This window comes from Campylobacter hyointestinalis subsp. hyointestinalis (genome assembly GCF_013372145.1).
GTDB lineage: Bacteria > Campylobacterota > Campylobacteria > Campylobacterales > Campylobacteraceae > Campylobacter > Campylobacter hyointestinalis.
Genome location: NZ_CP053827.1, coordinates 1,211,490 through 1,230,924, shown reverse-complemented (window position 1 = coordinate 1,230,924; position 19,435 = coordinate 1,211,490). Strand labels below are relative to the sequence as shown.

The window sequence follows — 19,435 nt, the reverse complement described above, 5'->3', positions numbered from 1 at the left end:
GTGCTAATAGCGACTATGCAAAGATGAAAAATATCAGCGATAGCAATCTAATGAACCAAATAAGCCGTGATGGAAAAACAAGCATAGAAGCCCTTAATGCTATGCTAAAAAGCAGTGATAACATTAACGGCGTTACCCTAAATGACTTCTTAGGCTCATTAGGGGCTAAAGATAGAGCCGTAGCTGAAGCTAATATAATCAAAAATCTAATGGATAAAAATAGCGTTAATGGAGTAGTGGATTTTAGAGCCTTAAACAAGAGCTTAAATAGTTTAGATTTTGGGAGTGAATTTGCTAAAGAGCTAAAGAGCCAGATTTTAAGCAAACAATCTATCTTGAATAATACTAGCGATATTTTAAACTCTTTAGGTGATAGGGTAATTAAGCCAAAAACAATGAGCCAAGGCGTAACTAATGACCCACTAAAAAGAGCTGATACGATGAGAGCTAATTTCATCGTAGAAAAAATGAAGCCTTTAATACCATATTTAGGCAATAACGAAGCCTTAAAATTGCACTTAAATAGAGCCATTTTAAACGCTAATGGCGACTTTAAACTAGCTATAAAAAATATTGATAATATCCCTAGTGGTAACTTGCCAACGCCTACAAGAAATCTCTTAAATGAGTTTAAAAATGCGATGAAAGAGATAGAGCAGGCGGTAAAAAACGAAGCTAAAACACAGGCTAAAACAGAAGCTAAAAAAGAGATAAGGGGTATCCACAATGTAACTTATAATGATAAAAAAGCAACTTATATCAAGACTGATTTAGAAAATGTAGATAGTGCGATAAGATATGCCAATACTAACAGGGATAAAGGTGCTAAACATATTAAAATAAGACATTTAATGGATGAAACTAAACCAGGATATATAACCAATCAAGAGCTTTTAAATTTAGGCAATTCCTTAAGAGAGTATATTAAAACATACAAAGAGCCTTTTATAGATAAAAATGGAGCTAGAATTTACGAATGGGAAAATAAAGAAGGGGTTAAATTTAGGGTTGTTGTTGATAGTAGCCGTAGGGACGCGACGACCGCCGAATTACCACAACCTACGGCTACTGATGATATTATAACATTTTATTCTGATAGAAATATAAAAGATAAAATGATTTTTAGAAATCCAAAACTGAACCAAACCATAAAAGAAGCTGAAAATCAAGCAAATTTAGTTAATCAATCTATAAAAGGCGATGGGTTTGTAACTTATCCAAATAGTGCTAGGCAAGAAACCGCAATAAATCAAAATTTCGATATTCAAGAGTGGGTTAAGAATATGAGTGGCGTTTTAAGTGATGAGTGGAGAGCAAATCTAAGCAAACTAGCCGATAAACACCCAGAAATGTTTAGAAGTGAAGCGGATGTATTTAGAGTTATAAAAGAGATAAAGGACAATCCAACGCATTTTTTTAAAAACTATAATGATAAGGTTGCGTTAATTGGCAAACAAATAAATAATGATAAATTCGCAAATATAGGTATAGTTAAGAATGATGGCGAAATCATACACGCAAATAAAAACAAAATCAAAGATTTAGAGAGATTGCAACGCAGAAATAAAGAAATGCTGACTGGGACGCCACTTCCAGCAACCACTCAAGCAAATAGCTCTATGGGAGGCGATTTATTACAGCATTCCAATACCCAAACTATACCAAACCAAACCATAAAAGAAGCTGAAAATTTAGCTAAAACACAGGCTACACCAACAGCCAAAGAGCCAACTAAGCAATCAATCAAAGAGCAAGAACTAACCGCACAAGCCACCAAAGAAGTGGAAATAAACAACACTGAAAAACCGCGTCCAAATACAAATAGCAGATATGAAAATATTAAGAAATTTGTAGAAGGCAAGACAAATAAAGCCTTAGATAATGAGATAAACGCTTATAATCAGTTATATAGATATGTTTTAGATGATTTTGCTAAGGCTCATCCTAGTGAGCTAAATTTGCCTCAATATGCTAGTGAAATGGCAAATTATATCACAAAAGAGTTTTTAATAAAACACGATAAAGAGATAAAAGAGATAATCAATCAAAAGGCAAGTGGAGAAAATAGACAAATAGCATTAGAAGCCTTTGAAAATTTAAAGCAAAATTTCGATGAGTTAAGAATCGTAGGCATTGGCGATTTAATCAAGCCAACAGCAAAAGGTATAAAAGACAAAATAGCACAAGTACAAATAAAATCAATGAGCGACAAAGAGCTAGTAACGCAATTTCAAAAGCTAAGCAATAGCAAAGCTAGGGTTAATGAGAATGTCTTTTCGTATTTACAAAATGAGATAAAACAAAGAGAAAAAAAGCTATATCCATTTATAAATAGTGATAAAAAAGACTACTCTTATGACTTAGAAAAACAGCTTAAAAATCGTGGATTAATGGGGCTAAAAGATAGTGATTTAGAAAATATCGCTAAAGAGAGAAATAGCATATTATATTTGCCAAGCTATGTTAGAGGAAATATCGAGAAAGAGCTAAATATAACCCCTATTAAAGAATTTGGCACGAATTACGCTGAGTTTTACCATGACGGAGCAAATGCCATTAAAAAGCTATTAGCTGAAAAACAAGGACAAGTCGCGGGAGCGTTTGAGAGAAAAGAGTTAGGCGATATCGATTTAGTGTGGGGCGAAGTCGCAGATAAAGTAAAGCATACGGGGTATGGCGTATCTCATATCTTAGATAAAAGAATAGCTGAGTTTATGGAACAAGGTTTTAGCAAAGAAGAAGCACAAAATAAGGCTATTGATTTTGTTAAAAACATAGATAAAATAATAAAAAACGGGAATGTTGTAAGAGATGATAAAGGAAGAATTCGTATAGAAAACGATAACTTTATCATAGGCATAAAGGATAATTACTATGGAACGAAGACTAATAATTGGATTGTTACTGGCTATATAAAGAAAGAGAACGCAGAAAGTTTATATGCATCTTCTGCGATTACTAAAGGCGAGACTCTGCCTTTAAACTCTAATACCGGTATTATACCACAAAACACTAAAACTACTATAAAACCGCAAGATGAAGTAGTAAAAACGGAAGTAATCAAAAAAGAGAATGGAAGCAAGGGGCAATTAGCACAACAAAACGTTAAACAAAAAGAAGCTAAGCCAAATTTAGAAGAGCCAAACGTCTTAACTAAGCTAATGAAGACCGTAGAAGAAATATACACAGATGACGGGGATTTTAAGGTTAAGACATTAAAAGTTTATGGTAGTGAGAAAAATAAAGATTTTAGCGTTTATATTGACAATAAAAAAGTATCTATACCAGAAGAGCAAACGACTAAATTTTATGATAACGGTGGAAGATTTGCATTTGTAAGAGATGGTGAAATAGTAGACAATCTTAGTCAAGAAGCAAAGGAAGCGTTATTTGATAATAATAAGATATCTGGCATGGATAAAATACAGATGGGAATTGCTCTAGATAAGGCTAAAGTTAGCACCTTATCAGATAAGATAGATGCTTTAAAAAAAGCTGGTTATAGTGATGATAATATTTACGAGTATTTATTAAAAAAGGATAGTGAATTAATAGATGGTATAGCTAGTATAGAAGCTAATACTAAATTTAACAGTATTTTAGACAGCGTAAAAGGAAGTAGTAGCCAAATTCAAAAGCTTAGAGCTATACTAGATAAAAACATTATGAATACTGACACATTATCTAATATCAAAAAACCACAGCTTCTAAATGAAGTATATAATCTTTTAAACGGCAAGAGATTAAATAATGAATTACTAGATAAAGCAAGTTTAATCAAATGGAATTTTAAAGGGTTTGAGCATAAAAACGCCCCAAAAGAGCTTTTAAGTCAAGGTAAAAATATGAAAAAAGGCTTTAGCACTATGGCTATGGAAAAAGCCATATTAAACTTAGGTAGTGGCGGTATAAATGGAGTGATAAATGCCAATGCCGAACAAGACCCAAGTAAAAAGCACGAAGCATTTGTGAAAGGATTTTTATTAGGAGCTGGTGGCTCAGCTGGGGCTATAAAAATGCTAGAAAAATCAGCTGATAAATTAGCCCCACAATTAGCACGAATTAGCCAAGGATTAGCAAAGGATTTACCTGGAATTTTAAATGATAGACCTGATATCATAGGTAAAGCCCTAGGCAAAACACCAAAGGATAATTATAATTATATTTTTGGCGGAGAGAACGCAATCGGAGCAAATAAGGCTAAACTAAAAACCGCTGGGGAAATGGCAAAAAATGGAGCAGATGAGAGCGAAATATGGGCTAAAACTGGATGGTATAAGGATATAGATAAGAAGTGGAAGTTTGAGATAAATCCGCTTGGTGGCAAGTTTAAAAAAGCAATAAAAGATTTGTTTGACGCTAAGGCTTTTAAACAAAACAATAGAGAAAAACTAGAACTCTTACAAGACAAAGCTAAAATAAATGATAAATACCAAGCCGATCTAAATAAATTAAACGCTACTTTAAGCCAAAAAGCTAATATTATCGTAAAGGCAAAAGATGGTTTAAAACTTAGCGAAGTGCTAGATGATAAAAAGCTCTTTAATGCTTATCCGCAGCTAAGAGATGTGAAAGTAAGATTTGATGAACTTGACGGCGAAATATACGACGGATATTATAATAGAACGCTTGATGAAATAGTTTTAAACTCTAATCTCTATAATAAGCCTGAAATGCTAAGAAGCATTTTATACCACGAAATGCAACATAAAATCCAAAGCATAGAGGGCTTTGCTCGTGGCGGTATGGATAAAGATGTGCTAGACTACCGCAGATTAGCTGGTGAAGTAGAGGCTAGAAACGAGCAAACAAGGCTAATACCAAGTAAGCTAAATAACGCTAAGCTTGAAAGAACTACTGATTTAGAGAACTTAGAAAAGATAGCAAAAGCCTTGCCAAAAAGCCAAGCTAACGAGCAAATAAGCAAAGAGCTAATAGCACTAAAAAAGCAAGATATGGCACTAGATAAAGAGTATGGCAAAATCAGTCCGCAAAGGGATAAAGAGATAGATAGACTAACTGATGAGCTAGATAATAGGTTTAGTGCGTTAGTAGGGCAAATAGATAAAGAAGAGTTAGCAACTGCCTTGCTAAAAGTCTATAACAAAACAAAGCACCCAAATGCTACTGCTGATGTGATACCTAATTTTAGAAAAGTGGTTTTTAATGATAGCGGTATGAGTGCTAGTTATACACCTAAGCAAAAAGAAGTGCGTGGCGTGTATAATGTAGCATTTAATGAAAAAAGAGCTACGCAAATATACAAAGATATAGAAGATGTAGAAAATGTTATAAAGTTTGAAAAAGGCAGAGCTGATAATATAACAGCAAATAAAGATGGTTTTGGCTCACTGCATATACAAAAACACCTAGACCCAAAAAACGAAGGTTATATAACAACACAAGAATATCTAAATATGGGGGAGTATATCCGCAAAGCTGGCGACTTCAAAGAAAGTGGTGGTAAGCGTGTGTATGATTATACTGATGAAAATGGCGTTAGATTTAGAGCAATTATCGGCGATACTCGTGGCGGTAAAGATAGAGTAATAAGCTTTTTTAGTAATAGAAAGGCTGGGTCTGCCTATGATAGGCAGAATTACACTAGGAACCAGCCTTTAAGTGAGAATTCTACCCCAAAAGAGATAAAAAGTCAAGACCTATCAGTAGAGCAAAAAGCCAAACAATACGCTAAATTTTTATCTGAAGCTAAAGAGCCAACACAAGTTGCACCAGATGAGCTTTATAAGGCTTACTCAAAGGCTAAAAAAGATTTAAATAAACCAAAAAACAAATAAAAAGGAGCAAAAATGGCAGATGAAGTTTTAAATTTAGATACTACAAAGCTAATAGAGGACTATAAAAAAATAGAAAATGCTATCGTTGATGATAGATCAATATTTGCTAAAACGCTTAAATATTTAGAGGATAGTTTTAACGATAAAACCCTAGCACCAAAAGATAAGATAAGCATACAAGCAAATTTAATGAGTGCTATGACTATAAACCTAACAGCAAGAGCCCTTGATACTGCTTTAAATATGCAACAAGTTAGAAGCCAAATAGACTTATCAAACGCTGAGATTGACTTTAATAAAGCCCGTACAAAGCTAGTAGAAGCTCAAACTGAAACTGAAAAAGAAAAGAAAAACGCAGTAATAAGAGAGGTAACAAGCTATGATGACCAGCTCAATATAAAAGAAGCTGAAATTATCACAAATGCAGTCTTTGGATATGCTAGTGGTGGGGTAAGCGTTCCTAGTGACCTAATGACTAAAATGCTAAATGCAATAGATAAAATAACACCTAATTCATGAATAATAAAACTTGGATAACTGGATATCGCCCTGCTGGAGTTCCTTACGTAGAGCAGTTTAAAAATCTGCTCTTAAGCAGGACTAAAAGTTGCAATAAAATGCTCGAACTTTTGCATTTGCAACTAATGAGAAAAGGTTTAGCTGGTGGAAACTTTTATAGATTTTACCACCCAACATTAAAGCAAAATTTATATTTTAATTCGCATTATTGGATTAAATCCCCTGACCCTAGCCCTTATAATTATCATAGCAGAACAGCCTTAGGGCTAAATCAATACTTTGTAGGACAAAGCCCTTATAGGCATTATCAAGGAAATTTAAAAGATGGTATCTACCACGATGATTGTGAAATTTGGGCTGGTATGTCTATGGATAGATTTAAGAACTTTACAAATCTATCAGTAAATGGATATAGTACGTATAGATACAGAGATGACGACGGCGAAGAAACTGGCTACTCTTTTAATATGTGGTATATAGTAGATAATAATGGTAATATGGTTTTTATGAGTGCGCCAAAATCTTTTGTAGAAAATCGCAAATTTAGTTTAATTTATAAGGTTACAAGGAATAGACAAGAGGGAGTAAGATTTAGTGAAAGCACTATAAGGTTTGATTGGACTTACTACACCAAAGTCTATGAGCAAATAATGGTAAATGGTAGGCAAGTTATTAGGGATACCGGCGAGACTTCAAGTTTCACAATAAAAAGATTAACCTATATCCCATCTTCAAGTGATGATGTAGATGGAAGTTATAAGCAAAATGTATCCGGACATATGCAACAAGACTACATAAGTGCTCATATGAGCGTAAAGCAAATTTACTCTTATGGTAGATTAGAAACGGGATTAGGGAGCGACCACACTAAATATATTGAATACTGGAACCACGCAGATGTAGTTACAAGTGGTGGATATGATTTACAAGTTAGCTTTACAGACGCTAATAGCTCTCTTAGCTATACTCTTTATCCAGTAGGAATTAGTGGGGAATATATAATTTTTAATGACGGCAGATTGGGGAAATTTAATAGTAGTTTTTATACTGCAAATGAATTTGGTATGAGTCTTACAGAAACTTTTTATAGCTCAAATAATATGCCAACTCGTGGCTCTTTTAGGTGGTATAAAGAATGGGCTAGTCATTATTATCTGTATGTCAATGAAGATAAAGGCGTGCCGGGCTGGGTATTTCCTATCGCAGCCATTGTAATACTCATCGCTTCTATTTGGACTGGTGGAGCAGCAGCTGCAAGTGCTGGGGCTGCAATGGGCGCAGCTTCATCCACTGCTGTAAATGCTGTGGTAATGCTAACGTATGCTAGTTTTATGTTTATGGGACTTGGGCTTATAGCGACTGCTAGTGCTATGCTTGGGCTTGGCGGTAAGGGTGCTTTAAGAGCTGGTAAGATTTTTGGTGGGATAAGTAGTATTTTAGGTATTGCAAGTGCAATAACTAGCGTATGGAACTCTTTTAGCTCTCAACTTGCTTCAAATGCTAGTAAATTAAGTGCTTCAGCCGCTGCTTCTAACTCAGGGCTAAGTCAAACCGCGTCTTTATATACCACTACAGGCTCAGCGAATGCTTCAGCCATAGGCTCAAATCTAGTAACTTCTTCAACCTTGCCAGGTGGATTTAGTATGGTTAGTAGCAACTCTGGAACGTTCATCATTTCAAGTAGCGGACTTGCTACAAATGTAAGCACTGGTGCTACTATGGCTATGACAGGCTCAAATAGCATTTTTAGCGGTATGAGCTCAGTAAATGTTTTTACAAATAATATCACTATTAGCTCAATTACAGGTGGAAATATGCTTTACTCGCCAGTTACCGCAAACGCTCTTATGCCTTCAGTCTTTACTGGTAGCGGTATAAGCAACAATCAATTTTCAAATATCTTATCAAAGTTTCAAGACCTTTATAAGGCGTACGGCGACACAAGAGATATTTTTAAAAGCCCAAACAGATACGAAGACGATGAAATGCCTGATAATGAAGACGAGCCAAAAATCAACTTTATACCTATGAATACTGAGCTAATTAAGCGTAAAAATTATAGTATTAGCGAGGATTACGACTTAGGCTTAGAAAAAGGTACATTGATGTATCTACCTAGTGTAAGAGAGAAAATTAAACTAATAGAAAGGACGCAAAATGGCTAAATGTAGCGGTAAAAAGAAAAAATAGCTATCCCTAGCATATTTTTATAAAAATGTCAAGGGGAAAATTGTATAAAAAAACTTGCAAAATTAGACAAATGATTTTGCATAAAAAATCTACAAAATAACTTATCTGATTTTGCATAAAAAACTTGCAATTTCAGATAAATGATTGTGCCGTAAATGTGCCATAAGATATCTTATAAAATGCATATTAAACGCTAAATGTTTTTTATGTATTTTATAAAATATTGTTTTTTAGGATAAAAACGCCGTTTAATAATATTTTTTAATGTGGCTTATGTTAAGTTTCAATTAAATTTGGCTAGAATGCCAAAGTTAATTATTTTTAGTTGCAAGCGCGCCTTGCGAAAATTATAAAATTTAGGTTGGTATAAATGAAAAATGCAGATATTTTAGTGCTGGATTTCGGATCGCAGTACACACAACTCATCGCCAGAAGACTTAGAGAACAAGGCGTTTATGCTGAGCTTTTACCGTTTAATGTTAGTACTCAAACTATAAAAGCCAAAAATCCAAAAGGTATAATCCTAAGTGGCGGTCCAGCAAGTGTTTATGCTAAAGATGCGTATTTTTGCGATGATCAGATCTGGGGGCTTGATATTCCTGTTCTTGGAATTTGCTACGGAATGCAGCTGATGGCTCATAAAAATGGAGCCGAAGTCGCTCCTGCTGGTCAAAAAGAGTATGGAAAAGCAAAGATAAATATACTAAAAGAATGTGCTTTACTAAAAGGCGTGACAAACGGCAGTATAGTTTGGATGAGCCATTCAGATAAAGTTACTGCTTTACCAAGTGGTTTTGAAGTTTTAGCAGACTCTGAAAATAGCGAATACTGCGTATTTGGTTGTGAGAGCAAAAAATTCTATGCGCTTCAATTTCATCCAGAAGTCGCTCATACCGAATTTGGCGACGTGATACTCAAAAACTTTGCTAAAATTTGTGGCTGCGAAAGCACCTGGAATATGGGAAGCTTCGCTAAAAAAGAGATAGAGGCTTTGCGTACGAAAGTAGGAAACGATCAAGTTTTATGCGCGGTAAGCGGCGGCGTGGATAGCTCTGTTGTAGCTGCTCTTTTAGCTAATGCAATCCCACAAAATTTGATAGTAGTATTTGTAGATAATGGACTTCTTAGACATAATGAAGCTAAGCAAGTAGAAGATATGTTTAGACTAAAACTCGGTGTAAATCTCATCAGTATAGATGCTAGCGAGCTGTTTTTAAAAAGGCTTAAAGGCGTAAGCGATCCTGAGAAAAAACGTAAGATTATAGGTGAAACATTTATAGAAGTTTTTGACGCTGAGGCAAAAAAACATGCAAATGTAAAATACCTTGCTCAAGGTACTTTATATACTGATGTTATCGAAAGTAGCGTTGCTGGCGCTTCTAAGACTATTAAAAGCCACCACAATGTAGGCGGACTTCCTGAACGGATGAAATTTGAGCTGATAGAGCCTTTAAGAGAGATATTCAAAGATGAGGTTAGAAAGCTAGGACTTGAGCTAGGACTAAGCCCAGATGTAGTTTTTCGTCATCCATTCCCAGGACCTGGACTTGCGATACGCATAATGGGAGAAGTTACAAAAGATCGCCTTGAGCTTTTAAGAAAAGCAGATGTTATATTAAGAGATGAGTTAAAAAGTAGCGGCTGGTATGATAAGACTTGGCAAGCATTTTGCGTACTTTTAAACGTAAATAGCGTAGGAGTTATGGGTGATAACCGTACTTATGAAAATGCGGTCTGCATCCGTGTAGTCGATGCAAGCGACGGAATGACAGCTAGTTTTTCGAGACTTCCTTATGACTTGCTAGAAAACTGTAGCCGTCGTATAATAAACGAAGTTGAAGGCATTAACCGCGTAGTGTATGATATCAGTTCAAAACCGCCTGCAACTATTGAATGGGAATAAATCTTCTTAGCTTATACCGCTATGCAAATTCATCCATTTGAACCTATTTTCGATGAGAGCTCAAAGATACTTATACTGGGCTCTTTTCCATCAGTTAGATCACGTTTAGATGGATTTTATTACGCTCATAAGCAAAATAGATTTTGGAAAGTTTTATCTTTGCTTTTTGATGAGCCGAAACTAAATAATGTAAAAGAAAAAGTGGATTTCTTGTTAAGGCATAAAGTAGCTTTGTACGACGCTGCTTTTAGCTGCGATGTAAAAGGATCGTCTGATAGTTCTATGAAAAATATATTTCCTACTAATTTAAACCGAATTTTTGAAAATACCAAAATAGAGCAAGTCTTTGCAAACGGCGTTAGGGCGTATATCATATGCAAAAAATTTCATAAATTCGAACCAGTAAAGCTTCCTTCAACTAGCCCTGCAAATGCAAAATACAAGCTAGAAGATCTGCTTGAAGAGTGGAAGATCATCTTAAAATACTTGGAGTAAAGCTATGATATATCTTGTTTCAAATACTGTTTTTAATGATGATGAAATCATAAATTTAAAAGTATGTGAAGTGGTTTTCAAGAAATTTAGTGTTGATTTAGACGATTTTGATGTTCTTGTTTTAACCAGTAAAAATGGTATAAACGCTCTTAAATTTAATGGTGTATCGCCTAGGAATTTAACCGTAAAAAGCATAGGAGAAGCCACCACAAAAAGCGCTTTAGATTTTGGATTTAGCGATGTAGTACAAGCTTTAAGTTCACATGGCAAAGAGTTTGGTATGGAGATCATAAATGATCTTAAAAATAAAAAAGTTTTGTATATAAGTGCAAAAGACACGCTGTCAAATTTAAGCTTTTTTTTTAAAAAAAATAGTGTTGATATCACTACCATAATAGGCTATGAAAATGTGATATTGAGCTTAGATAGTAGTTTAAAACCGCCTTTAAACTCAAAAATTATATTTACTAGTCCAAAAAATGTAGAAGGGTTTATACGAAATTTCGGCTGGGATAATAGCTATAAAGCTATAGCTATAGGAAAAACGACTGCAAAATATCTAGAAAAATTTACTAACACATTTCAAAGCAAAGTTCAAAGCATAAACGAATGCGTGGCTTTAGCAAAAGACATAAAATAAATAAATATTCTTTGAATTTAAGCAAAATTTATATATAATCTCTAAGCCTGAATGGTTCGATAGCGTTTTTTATGAGGGTCCAACACATTAGTATAGGCGGAGATGTGCTTATGCAGTGAGACGCGACTTCGTTTGTAACTCTTAGAGCGAGAAATCGCGACCTAAAGCATAAGCCTATCTGCAAGATTGGCTTTTTAGGGCCGATTCTACTACGCAACGGCCATTTGGGTTTTCTTACTTAATTTATTAGGAAAAATATGAATATTTTAATTATAGGAAGCGGTGGCAGAGAGTATGCCATAGGGCTTAGACTAAAACAAGACAAAAACGTAAAAAAATTATACTTTTCTCCTGGAAATGGAGCTACAAAAGAGCTTGGCACAAATATCATCGCAAAAGATTATTACGAACTGGCTGATTTTGCAAAGAAAAACGATATAGCTTTAAGTGTGGTCGGTCCGGAAAATGCGCTGAGTGCTGGAGTAGTAGATATATTTAAAGAAAAAGGGCTAAATATATTTGGTCCTACAAAAGCTGCTGCTATGTTAGAGAGCAGTAAGACTTATATGAAGGATTTTTTGCATAAAAATGGTATTAGGACTGCAAGATTTTTAAATACTAATAATTTTGATGAAGCTAGTAAATTTATAGATACTCTAGGTCAAATCGTAGTCGTAAAAGCAGACGGACTTTGTGCGGGAAAAGGCGTGATCATAGCTCAAAGTCACGATGAAGCGAAAAAAGCAGCTCTTGATATGTTAAGCGGAGATAGTTTTGGAGATGCTGGTAAAAGCATAGTCATAGAAGAGTTTTTAGATGGTTTTGAGCTTAGTTTTTTTGCTATTTGCGATGGCAAAAGCTTTGTAAGCCTTCCAGTTGCTCAAGATCATAAAAGATTGCTTGATAATGATGAAGGTCCAAATACTGGTGGAATGGGGGCTTACGCACCAAGTCCTTTGGCTAGTAAAGAGCTTATAAAAAGAGTAGAGCAAGAAGTCGTAGCTCCGACTTTAGCCGGTATGCAAAAAGAAAATGCTCCATTTTGTGGAGTTCTTTTTGTAGGTCTTATGATAGTCAATAATACCCCTTATGTTTTAGAGTTTAACGTGCGTTTTGGGGATCCAGAATGTGAAGTCTTGATGCCTTTGATAGATGGAAATCTAAGTGAAATACTATATGACGCAGCTACTGGAAAACTTATAGATATCACTTTAAAAGATGATGTAGCAGTAGGCGTAGTCATGGCCAGTAAAAACTATCCTTATGATAGTACTCCTAAAACAAAAATAACTATAAAAGATATACCAGATGGCTCACATATAGCTTACGCCGGAGTTAGCGAAGAAAATGGCGTTTTATATAGTGATGGTGGGCGTATTTTAGTAGCAGTAGGCGTAGGAAAAGATATAAAAGAGGCTCATAAAAAAGCTTATGAGCTTGTCCAAAATATAGATTTTGACGGCAGTAAATTTAGAAAAGATATCGCATATCAGGCTCTTAAATGAATGAAAATTTGTTAGATAAATTAGATAGGGAAAATATAAGTATAGCTAAGATGGATAGAAGAATCTTAGCTTATAGCGTTGATGAAATCATAGTTAGCGTTATATTTTTATTTGCATATTGGAACTCTTTGGTAAAAACTGCAGATAATGTAGAACAACTAGCTATGCTTATATCAAATTTAATGTTTCAAATCACGCTTTTAAAGGTTATCTACCATACATTTTTTATCTGGTACTACGGCGCAACTCCGGGAAAAATGATATTTAAAATAATCACACTAGATACGCTCATGCTATCAAAACCTACATTTGGCGCTAGTGCACTAAGAGCTTGTGTTAGAATACTGAGTGAATGGTGCTTTTATCTAGGTTTTATCTGGGCTTTTGGTAATATTTATAGACAAACTTGGCACGATAGACTGGCAAAGACAGTAGTTTGTAATGCTTATTAAAAAAACTTTTTTGACCGTATTTACCGCAACTTTAGCATTTGGTGCTGTAGAAAATGTCGAGTTTTTAGCCGATAACGTAGATAAAAACGGACAGATCATAGAAGCAAAAGGCAATGTGCTACTTTTTTCTCAAACATATTTAGTAACAGCAGATGAAGCAAAATATGACGAAGCAAACGAGATAGTTGAGCTTTTTGGAAACGTAAATATACTAAAAGGTGAAAACGAAACTACTAGATCGAATTATGCAAAAGTAAATTTAAAAACAGATGAGATAAACGCAGACAGTAGTTTTGCTATGGACAAAAGTAAAGAGCTATGGATACAAAGCGATGAGAGTTGCAGCAACAATGACGCTTATGAAGTATCAAAATCGATAGTTTCTAGCTGTAATGTTCAAGATCCAGACTGGCATATAAAATTTACTAGTGGAGAGCTTAATAAAACAAGCAAATTTCTTCATCTTTATAACCCCGTTTTTTACGTGGGTGATATGCCGATATTTTATCTTCCTTATTTTGGTTTTTCTACGGATAAAACTAGACGTAGTGGACTTTTGATACCTCAAATTTCTTTTGGTAAAGGAGAAGGTCTTAGATATCTGCAACCTATTTATATAGCAACCCACGATGAATGGGATCTAGAGTTTGATCCTCAAGTTCGTACAAGTAGGGGAGCAGGGCTTTACTCTACATTTAGATTTGCGGATTCCCCTTATTCAAAAGGACTCATAAGAGGTGGAGAGTTTTGGGATAAATCTTCATACGTCCAAAAAGAAAAATTGAAAAATAACAAACATTATGGTTATGAGATAGAATACGATAGAGACAAGCTCGTAAAATACTTTTTAGACGGGGATTATAACGAGGGATTGTGGCTTAAATACACCCATTTAAACGATATAGACTATCTAAATTTACGTGGCAAAGAAAATGACTTTGACTCATTAGTGCAGTCTAAACTCAACTATTTTCTTACGACGAATGAACATTATTTTGGTATGTACGCAAAGTATTATATAGACACCGCTAAAATCGGCTCTAAATACGGCAATGACGACACTTTGCAAGAGCTTCCGACTTTGCAATATCATAGCTTTCTAGACCAGTTTATACTTCCGAATTTAACATATTCATTTGATACACAATATCATAATTATACAAGAAGCGTGGGAGTGAGTGCATCTTCTTATGAGCTAAATTTACCAGTCGGTATCAATTTTAATATACTTGATGATTTTGCAAATTTTAGTATTACTGAAAATCTATATGCGACGCATATCCAGTATGATAATAATAAAATTTATAGTAATGGCTCTTTAAGAGATGATGAATTTGACGACTTTATAAACCATTATCATGATTTTGCGTTGCAAACAGATCTTGCAAAAGCTTATGACGATTTTTATCACACTATGAACTTAAGGCTTGATTATATAAAACCAGGATATTCAAGTGGTAAAATAAAACAAAAGTTGCTAAAATATTATAAAATAGCTTATGGAACCGATATATCTAACTTGCAAGATGATCTTTTCGAAGATAATTTTATCGGTGCTTTAAGCGATGAATATACTACGGAAAATACATTTGCGAATTTGACGCAGTATTTTTATGATAGAGACGGTAAAAAAGTACTAAGGCATAGCGTCAAACAAGGCTTTAATATCGAAAATAGTGAGTTTTCAAATTTAGAACATAGAGTAAACTTATACCTAAATAACTTTACTATAGCCAACAAATTCGAATACTCACATATAAATAACCGTTTTCCTAAAATTCAAACCGGAGTCGGATATTTAAATTCGCTGTTTAATACATCTTTATATCATACCTATGAAGAAAAAGACAGTGAAAATAAGACTTATGAAAGAGAGAGTTATTTTGGCTCTTCTCTAAATATAAACGTATCTAGAAACTACTCGCTACTTGGTGGGTTTGATTATGATTTTGAAAGAAATTACACAAAAAGATGGAAAACCGGTATAAATTATAAAAGAAAATGCTGGAGTTATTCGCTCATTTATCAAGAAGACATAGAGCCAAAAAATACAAGCGGCGGTATAGAATCTAAAAAAACTCAAGGAGTTTATCTGATGTTTGGTTTTTATCCGTTTGGCGAAGTAGGATATGACTTTTCTATAGAGCAAAACAATAATAATGGAGCTTCATTGCAATGATAAGTCCAAGCGAGCTTAAATTTGAAAATCAACTCGATGCAGCCGATAAACTTTTTGAGATATTGCCTAAAAATGAGCTTATAAGTGGCGATTACGTGCTTATTTGCTCGTCTTTGGATTCGATCGTTTTAACAGATAGAGTGGCTCGCGCTTTAGGTCTTAGTTACGAGTTGCTATTTAGTGAGCAGATAACAGCACCAAATAATCCAGAATGTGAAGTCGGTATGGTAAGCGAAACTGAGGAAATAGTCATAAATGAAGAGCTTATAAACGCTTTTAACATAACTTTGGATTTTATTTACGGTGAAGCTCATAGAAAATATGAAGAAAAGATCTTAAAAAATGTTTATAGATATAGGAAAGGAAAGTTACTTTGGGATTTGCAAGGAAGAAATATCTTGCTGATCGATGAAGGTTGTGAAACTGGGGCTACGGCAGTTACTTGCATAAAAACGCTTATAAATTTAGGAGTAAAGTCCATAACTTACGCAACGCCGCTTATGCCAAGTGGCATCGTTTCATACCTAAATACATTGATAGATAATATATTTTGTGTCAGAAAAATAACAAATTTTGTCGATGTGGATTTTTATTATAACAACAAAATAGACTTAAATTCAGATTCTATTATGTCTATTTTAGAAGAAAGTCCATATTATTTACCATTACAAAAATAAGGAGCAGTATTATGCAGTATTCGATAGAAGTAAATAATCAAGTTGAGATTTTTGATTTAGATAAAGTAGCCAAACAAGCAGCCGGCGCAGTTCTTTTGCGTGTGAAAAATACAGTAATCTTAGCAACCGTAGCTAGAGAAGACGCTGTGGTAGAAGAGGACTTTTTGCCACTTACGGTTCAGTACATAGAAAAACAATACGCAGCAGGAAGAATACCTGGGGGATACATCAAAAGAGAGACAAAACCTGGGGAATTTGAAACTCTCACAAGTCGTATAATCGATAGAAGCTTAAGACCACTTTTTCCAAAAGGATATGCATATCCTACTCAAATAGTTGTAATGGTTTTGAGTAGCGATCCAGAAGTGGATCTCCAAGTAGCTGCATTAAATGCTGCAAGCGTTGCACTTTATCTTAGTGATATCCCTGTTGAACGCGCTGTTTGCGGTGTTAGAGTAGGCTATATAGATAAAGAATTTGTTATAAATCCTACTAATAGTGAGCTTAAAAATTCTAGTTTAGATCTTTATGTTGCTGGTGTAGGCGATGAGCTTTTGATGATAGAAATGAGAAGTTTACCGCAAGTTCAAAATGAGATAGTACCAGTCATAGCTATAGATCCTATGATAGATCCGAGTCTAAATGAGGGTTTTATCCCAAAACAAGATATGAATGAATTTAGCGAAGATATGATGGTAGAAGCCATTAAATTTGCTGGTGAGGCTATTTTAAGAGGTAGTAGTGCTTATGAAGAAGCATTTTCACACCATAAAAAAGATAATGCAAACTTAGAATACAAACCTGAAATAGAAAATGAAAATATTGCTATTTATATAGATGAATTTTATAAAAACGATGTGAAATTAGCCATAAATCAAATGGCAAAAAGTGAACGTGCAAGCGAGTTATCAAAGATAGCAAAACAGATAGCAAGTAGCGATATAGCCATAAAAGAGGGTTGGAGAGAAGAAGTTATTTTAAATATTTTAGGAAAATATAAAAAGAAGATAGTTAGATCTCAGATCATAGAAGAAGCAAGAAGAGCGGATGGAAGAGGGCTAAAAGAAGTTAGACCTATCACTATCGAAACAAATATACTTCCAAGCGCACACGGAAGTTGTCTATTTACTCGTGGTCAAACTCAAGCTCTTGTAATAGCTACTTTAGGCACTGATAATGACGCTCAGATGAATGAGCTTTTAACAGAAAGAAATGCCGTATCTGAAAAATTTATGTTCAATTATAATTTTCCTGGATTTAGCGTCGGCGAAGCAAGCCCAATAAAGGCTCCTGGTAGAAGAGAGCTAGGACATGGAAATTTGGCTAAAAGAGCACTATATCCAAGTGTTGATATAAATAGTCCTTACTCTTTAAGAATAGTTAGTGAGATATTAGAAAGTAACGGATCTAGCTCTATGGCTAGTGTTTGTGGCGGTTCTTTGGCTCTTCGCGCTGCTGGCGTTGAAACTATAAAATTAGTAGCCGGAGTTGCTATGGGGCTGATTTTTGAAGGCGATAAACACGCAGTTTTGACTGATATCATGGGGCTTGAAGATCATGATGGCGATATGGATTTTAAAGTTGCTGGAAGTATCGATGGTATCACAGCGCTTCAAATGGATATAAAGCTCGGAGGAATCAGTCTTGAAGTGCTAAAAGAAGCTTTGTATCAAGCTAAAGAAGGAAGAGAGCATATACTTAAAATTATGCAAAGAGCAAATGATGATATAGTCATAAATGAAGATGTTTTGCCTAAATTAGAGCTATTTAGCGTCGATCCTAGCAAGATAGTTGATATCATCGGACAAGCTGGAAAAACTATAAAAGAGATCATAGAGAAATTCGAAGTTAGCATAGATCTAGACCGCGAAAAAGGTGAAGTAAAAATAGCAGGTGGTCAAAAAGGTAAAGTTGAAGCAGCAAAAGATTATATTATTCAAATTTTACAAAAAGAACCAAGAGGTGGAGGCTTTAAAGGCAGAAAAGAAAATAAAAATGTATCTGCATTTAGCGTTGGAGATGAATTTGAAGGAGAGGTAAAAAAAGTAGCTCAGTTTGGTGCGTTTATATCTTTAAGAGACGGCGTTGACGGACTTTTACATATATCTAAAATGAGTGCTCCTTTGCATGAGGGAGATAGGGTAAAAGTTAAAGTCGGTGAGATAAAAAGTGGAAAAATTTCACTGGAATTAAATTAGGAAATTATCATGGATATCAAAAAATTATTTTTTCCAATAGGCGGCGGAGAAGACATTGAAGCTCGAATTCGTGGTGCTTTGCTTGTAAATAAAGCGTTTAATTCGCATATTAAGTTTTTAGCTTCTCAAATGGATTTTAACTTAGTGTTTAATATGGAAATGGCGCTAAGAAGTGGAAAAATCTTTGACGCTCTTCATGATAGTGTCGCAGATGAGCTAAAAGCTCAAAAAGATAAAAATCACGAGCTTTTTACAAGGCTTTGTGGTGAATTAGGCGTACAAATTTCAGATACAAATTTACCAGGAATCGCTACTGCGGAGTTTGTCACAAAAGAGGGCTTAAGAAGTAAGGTTGTAGAATACGAAGCTAAATTTTGTGATCTAGTAGTGAGTGCTTGCCCACCAGAAGGTGAGCCTACTGCCACTTTTAATGCATCTGTTATAAAGAGTGGAAAAAACGCTATAGTCATACCAAGAAATTTAAAAGAGTTTAAAACAGATAGAATTCTTATAGGTTGGAGTGGAACGGCTAATATAGCCAAAGCGATAACCGGCTCTATGTTTTTGCTAAAGCAGGCTAAAAGCGTACATATCATCACGACTGCTAGATATATGCAAGACGCTCCAAGCATTCAAGATGATCTGCTAAAATATCTATCGTTCCATGACGTAAATGCTACATTTGAAGTCGTAAAAACAACATCTACGCACGGCGAAGCTTTACTAAATAATACACAAAACGGACATTTTGATATGGTTGTCGCTAGTAGCTCTGGAGAAAACGGTTTGAGAGAAATGTATCTTGGTGGAACTACGAAATATTTCTTGCAAAATACTCCAGTTCCGGTATTTGTATAAATTTATGCTTTAGACAAGAAA

12 protein-coding genes are annotated in these 19,435 nt (G+C 34.7%); all 12 read left to right on the top strand.

The genetic code is table 11. The features are described from left to right. Positions 1 to 23 precede the first annotated feature (23 nt). The 12 genes from CHHT_RS06335 (at position 24) to CHHT_RS06280 (ending at position 19,414) form a co-directional block, all read left to right on the top strand. Positions 24 to 5,798 (top strand): putative barnase/colicin E5 family endoribonuclease, encoded by a 5,775-nt coding sequence (locus CHHT_RS06335; protein ID WP_172506189.1) that lies wholly within the window; start codon positions 24 to 26, stop codon positions 5,796 to 5,798. 12 nt (positions 5,799 to 5,810) lie between these two features. Next, the gene (locus tag CHHT_RS06330; protein ID WP_034963815.1) at positions 5,811 to 6,317 is read left to right on the top strand and encodes a hypothetical protein; all 507 of its coding nucleotides are present in this window, start codon (positions 5,811 to 5,813) and stop codon (positions 6,315 to 6,317) included. Further along, a complete protein-coding gene (locus CHHT_RS06325) occupies positions 6,314 to 8,482 on the top strand; it encodes a hypothetical protein (RefSeq protein ID WP_034963817.1) in 2,169 nt (722 codons plus the stop codon). The genes CHHT_RS06330 and CHHT_RS06325 overlap by 4 nt, the downstream gene beginning before the upstream one ends. Before the next feature lie 395 nt (positions 8,483 to 8,877). Continuing rightward, the gene (gene guaA, locus CHHT_RS06320; RefSeq protein WP_034963818.1) at positions 8,878 to 10,410 is read left to right on the top strand and encodes a glutamine-hydrolyzing GMP synthase; all 1,533 of its coding nucleotides are present in this window, start codon (positions 8,878 to 8,880) and stop codon (positions 10,408 to 10,410) included. Positions 10,411 to 10,431: 21 nt separating this feature from the next. Then, the gene (locus CHHT_RS06315) at positions 10,432 to 10,905 is read left to right on the top strand and encodes a DNA-deoxyinosine glycosylase (protein WP_034963820.1); all 474 of its coding nucleotides are present in this window, start codon (positions 10,432 to 10,434) and stop codon (positions 10,903 to 10,905) included. 4 nt (positions 10,906 to 10,909) lie between these two features. Further along, on the top strand, positions 10,910 to 11,545 hold the full coding sequence (locus CHHT_RS06310) for a uroporphyrinogen-III synthase (protein ID WP_034963822.1): 636 nt from the start codon (positions 10,910 to 10,912) through the stop codon (positions 11,543 to 11,545). Positions 11,546 to 11,802: 257 nt separating this feature from the next. Then, positions 11,803 to 13,050 (top strand): phosphoribosylamine--glycine ligase, encoded by a 1,248-nt coding sequence (purD, locus tag CHHT_RS06305; protein ID WP_034963824.1) that lies wholly within the window; start codon positions 11,803 to 11,805, stop codon positions 13,048 to 13,050. Next, the gene (locus tag CHHT_RS06300) at positions 13,047 to 13,502 is read left to right on the top strand and encodes an RDD family protein (RefSeq protein ID WP_034963826.1); all 456 of its coding nucleotides are present in this window, start codon (positions 13,047 to 13,049) and stop codon (positions 13,500 to 13,502) included. Before purD ends, CHHT_RS06300 begins: the two co-directional genes overlap by 4 nt. Further along, entirely contained in the window at positions 13,492 to 15,681 is a 2,190-nt protein-coding gene (locus CHHT_RS06295; RefSeq protein WP_064019815.1) for an LPS-assembly protein LptD, read from the top strand. The genes CHHT_RS06300 and CHHT_RS06295 overlap by 11 nt, the downstream gene beginning before the upstream one ends. Further along, positions 15,678 to 16,358 (top strand): phosphoribosyltransferase family protein, encoded by a 681-nt coding sequence (locus CHHT_RS06290; protein WP_034963827.1) that lies wholly within the window; start codon positions 15,678 to 15,680, stop codon positions 16,356 to 16,358. Before CHHT_RS06295 ends, CHHT_RS06290 begins: the two co-directional genes overlap by 4 nt. 11 nt (positions 16,359 to 16,369) lie before the next feature. Further along, positions 16,370 to 18,556 (top strand): polyribonucleotide nucleotidyltransferase, encoded by a 2,187-nt coding sequence (locus CHHT_RS06285; protein ID WP_034963829.1) that lies wholly within the window; start codon positions 16,370 to 16,372, stop codon positions 18,554 to 18,556. A gap of 9 nt (positions 18,557 to 18,565) precedes the next feature. Continuing rightward, positions 18,566 to 19,414 carry a universal stress protein gene (locus tag CHHT_RS06280; RefSeq protein WP_034963830.1) on the top strand — a complete coding sequence of 283 codons (849 nt, stop codon included), beginning with the start codon at positions 18,566 to 18,568 and terminating at the stop codon, positions 19,412 to 19,414. The last annotated feature ends 21 nt before the right edge of the window (positions 19,415 to 19,435 follow it).

Bases quoted from the DNA above. Each gene is read 5' to 3' on its own strand.
- CHHT_RS06285 (WP_034963829.1), top strand. From the start codon at position 16,370: ATGCAGTATTCGATAGAAGTAAATAATCAAGTTGAGATTTTTGATTTA.
- CHHT_RS06310 (WP_034963822.1), top strand. From the start codon at position 10,910: ATGATATATCTTGTTTCAAATACTGTTTTTAATGATGATGAAATCATA.
- CHHT_RS06330 (WP_034963815.1), top strand. From the start codon at position 5,811: ATGGCAGATGAAGTTTTAAATTTAGATACTACAAAGCTAATAGAGGAC.
- purD (WP_034963824.1), top strand. From the start codon at position 11,803: ATGAATATTTTAATTATAGGAAGCGGTGGCAGAGAGTATGCCATAGGG.
- CHHT_RS06290 (WP_034963827.1), top strand. From the start codon at position 15,678: ATGATAAGTCCAAGCGAGCTTAAATTTGAAAATCAACTCGATGCAGCC.
- CHHT_RS06335 (WP_172506189.1), top strand. From the start codon at position 24: ATGAAAAATATCAGCGATAGCAATCTAATGAACCAAATAAGCCGTGAT.
- CHHT_RS06300 (WP_034963826.1), top strand. From the start codon at position 13,047: ATGAATGAAAATTTGTTAGATAAATTAGATAGGGAAAATATAAGTATA.
- CHHT_RS06280 (WP_034963830.1), top strand. From the start codon at position 18,566: ATGGATATCAAAAAATTATTTTTTCCAATAGGCGGCGGAGAAGACATT.
- CHHT_RS06315 (WP_034963820.1), top strand. From the start codon at position 10,432: ATGCAAATTCATCCATTTGAACCTATTTTCGATGAGAGCTCAAAGATA.
- CHHT_RS06325 (WP_034963817.1), top strand. From the start codon at position 6,314: ATGAATAATAAAACTTGGATAACTGGATATCGCCCTGCTGGAGTTCCT.
- guaA (WP_034963818.1), top strand. From the start codon at position 8,878: ATGAAAAATGCAGATATTTTAGTGCTGGATTTCGGATCGCAGTACACA.
- CHHT_RS06295 (WP_064019815.1), top strand. From the start codon at position 13,492: ATGCTTATTAAAAAAACTTTTTTGACCGTATTTACCGCAACTTTAGCA.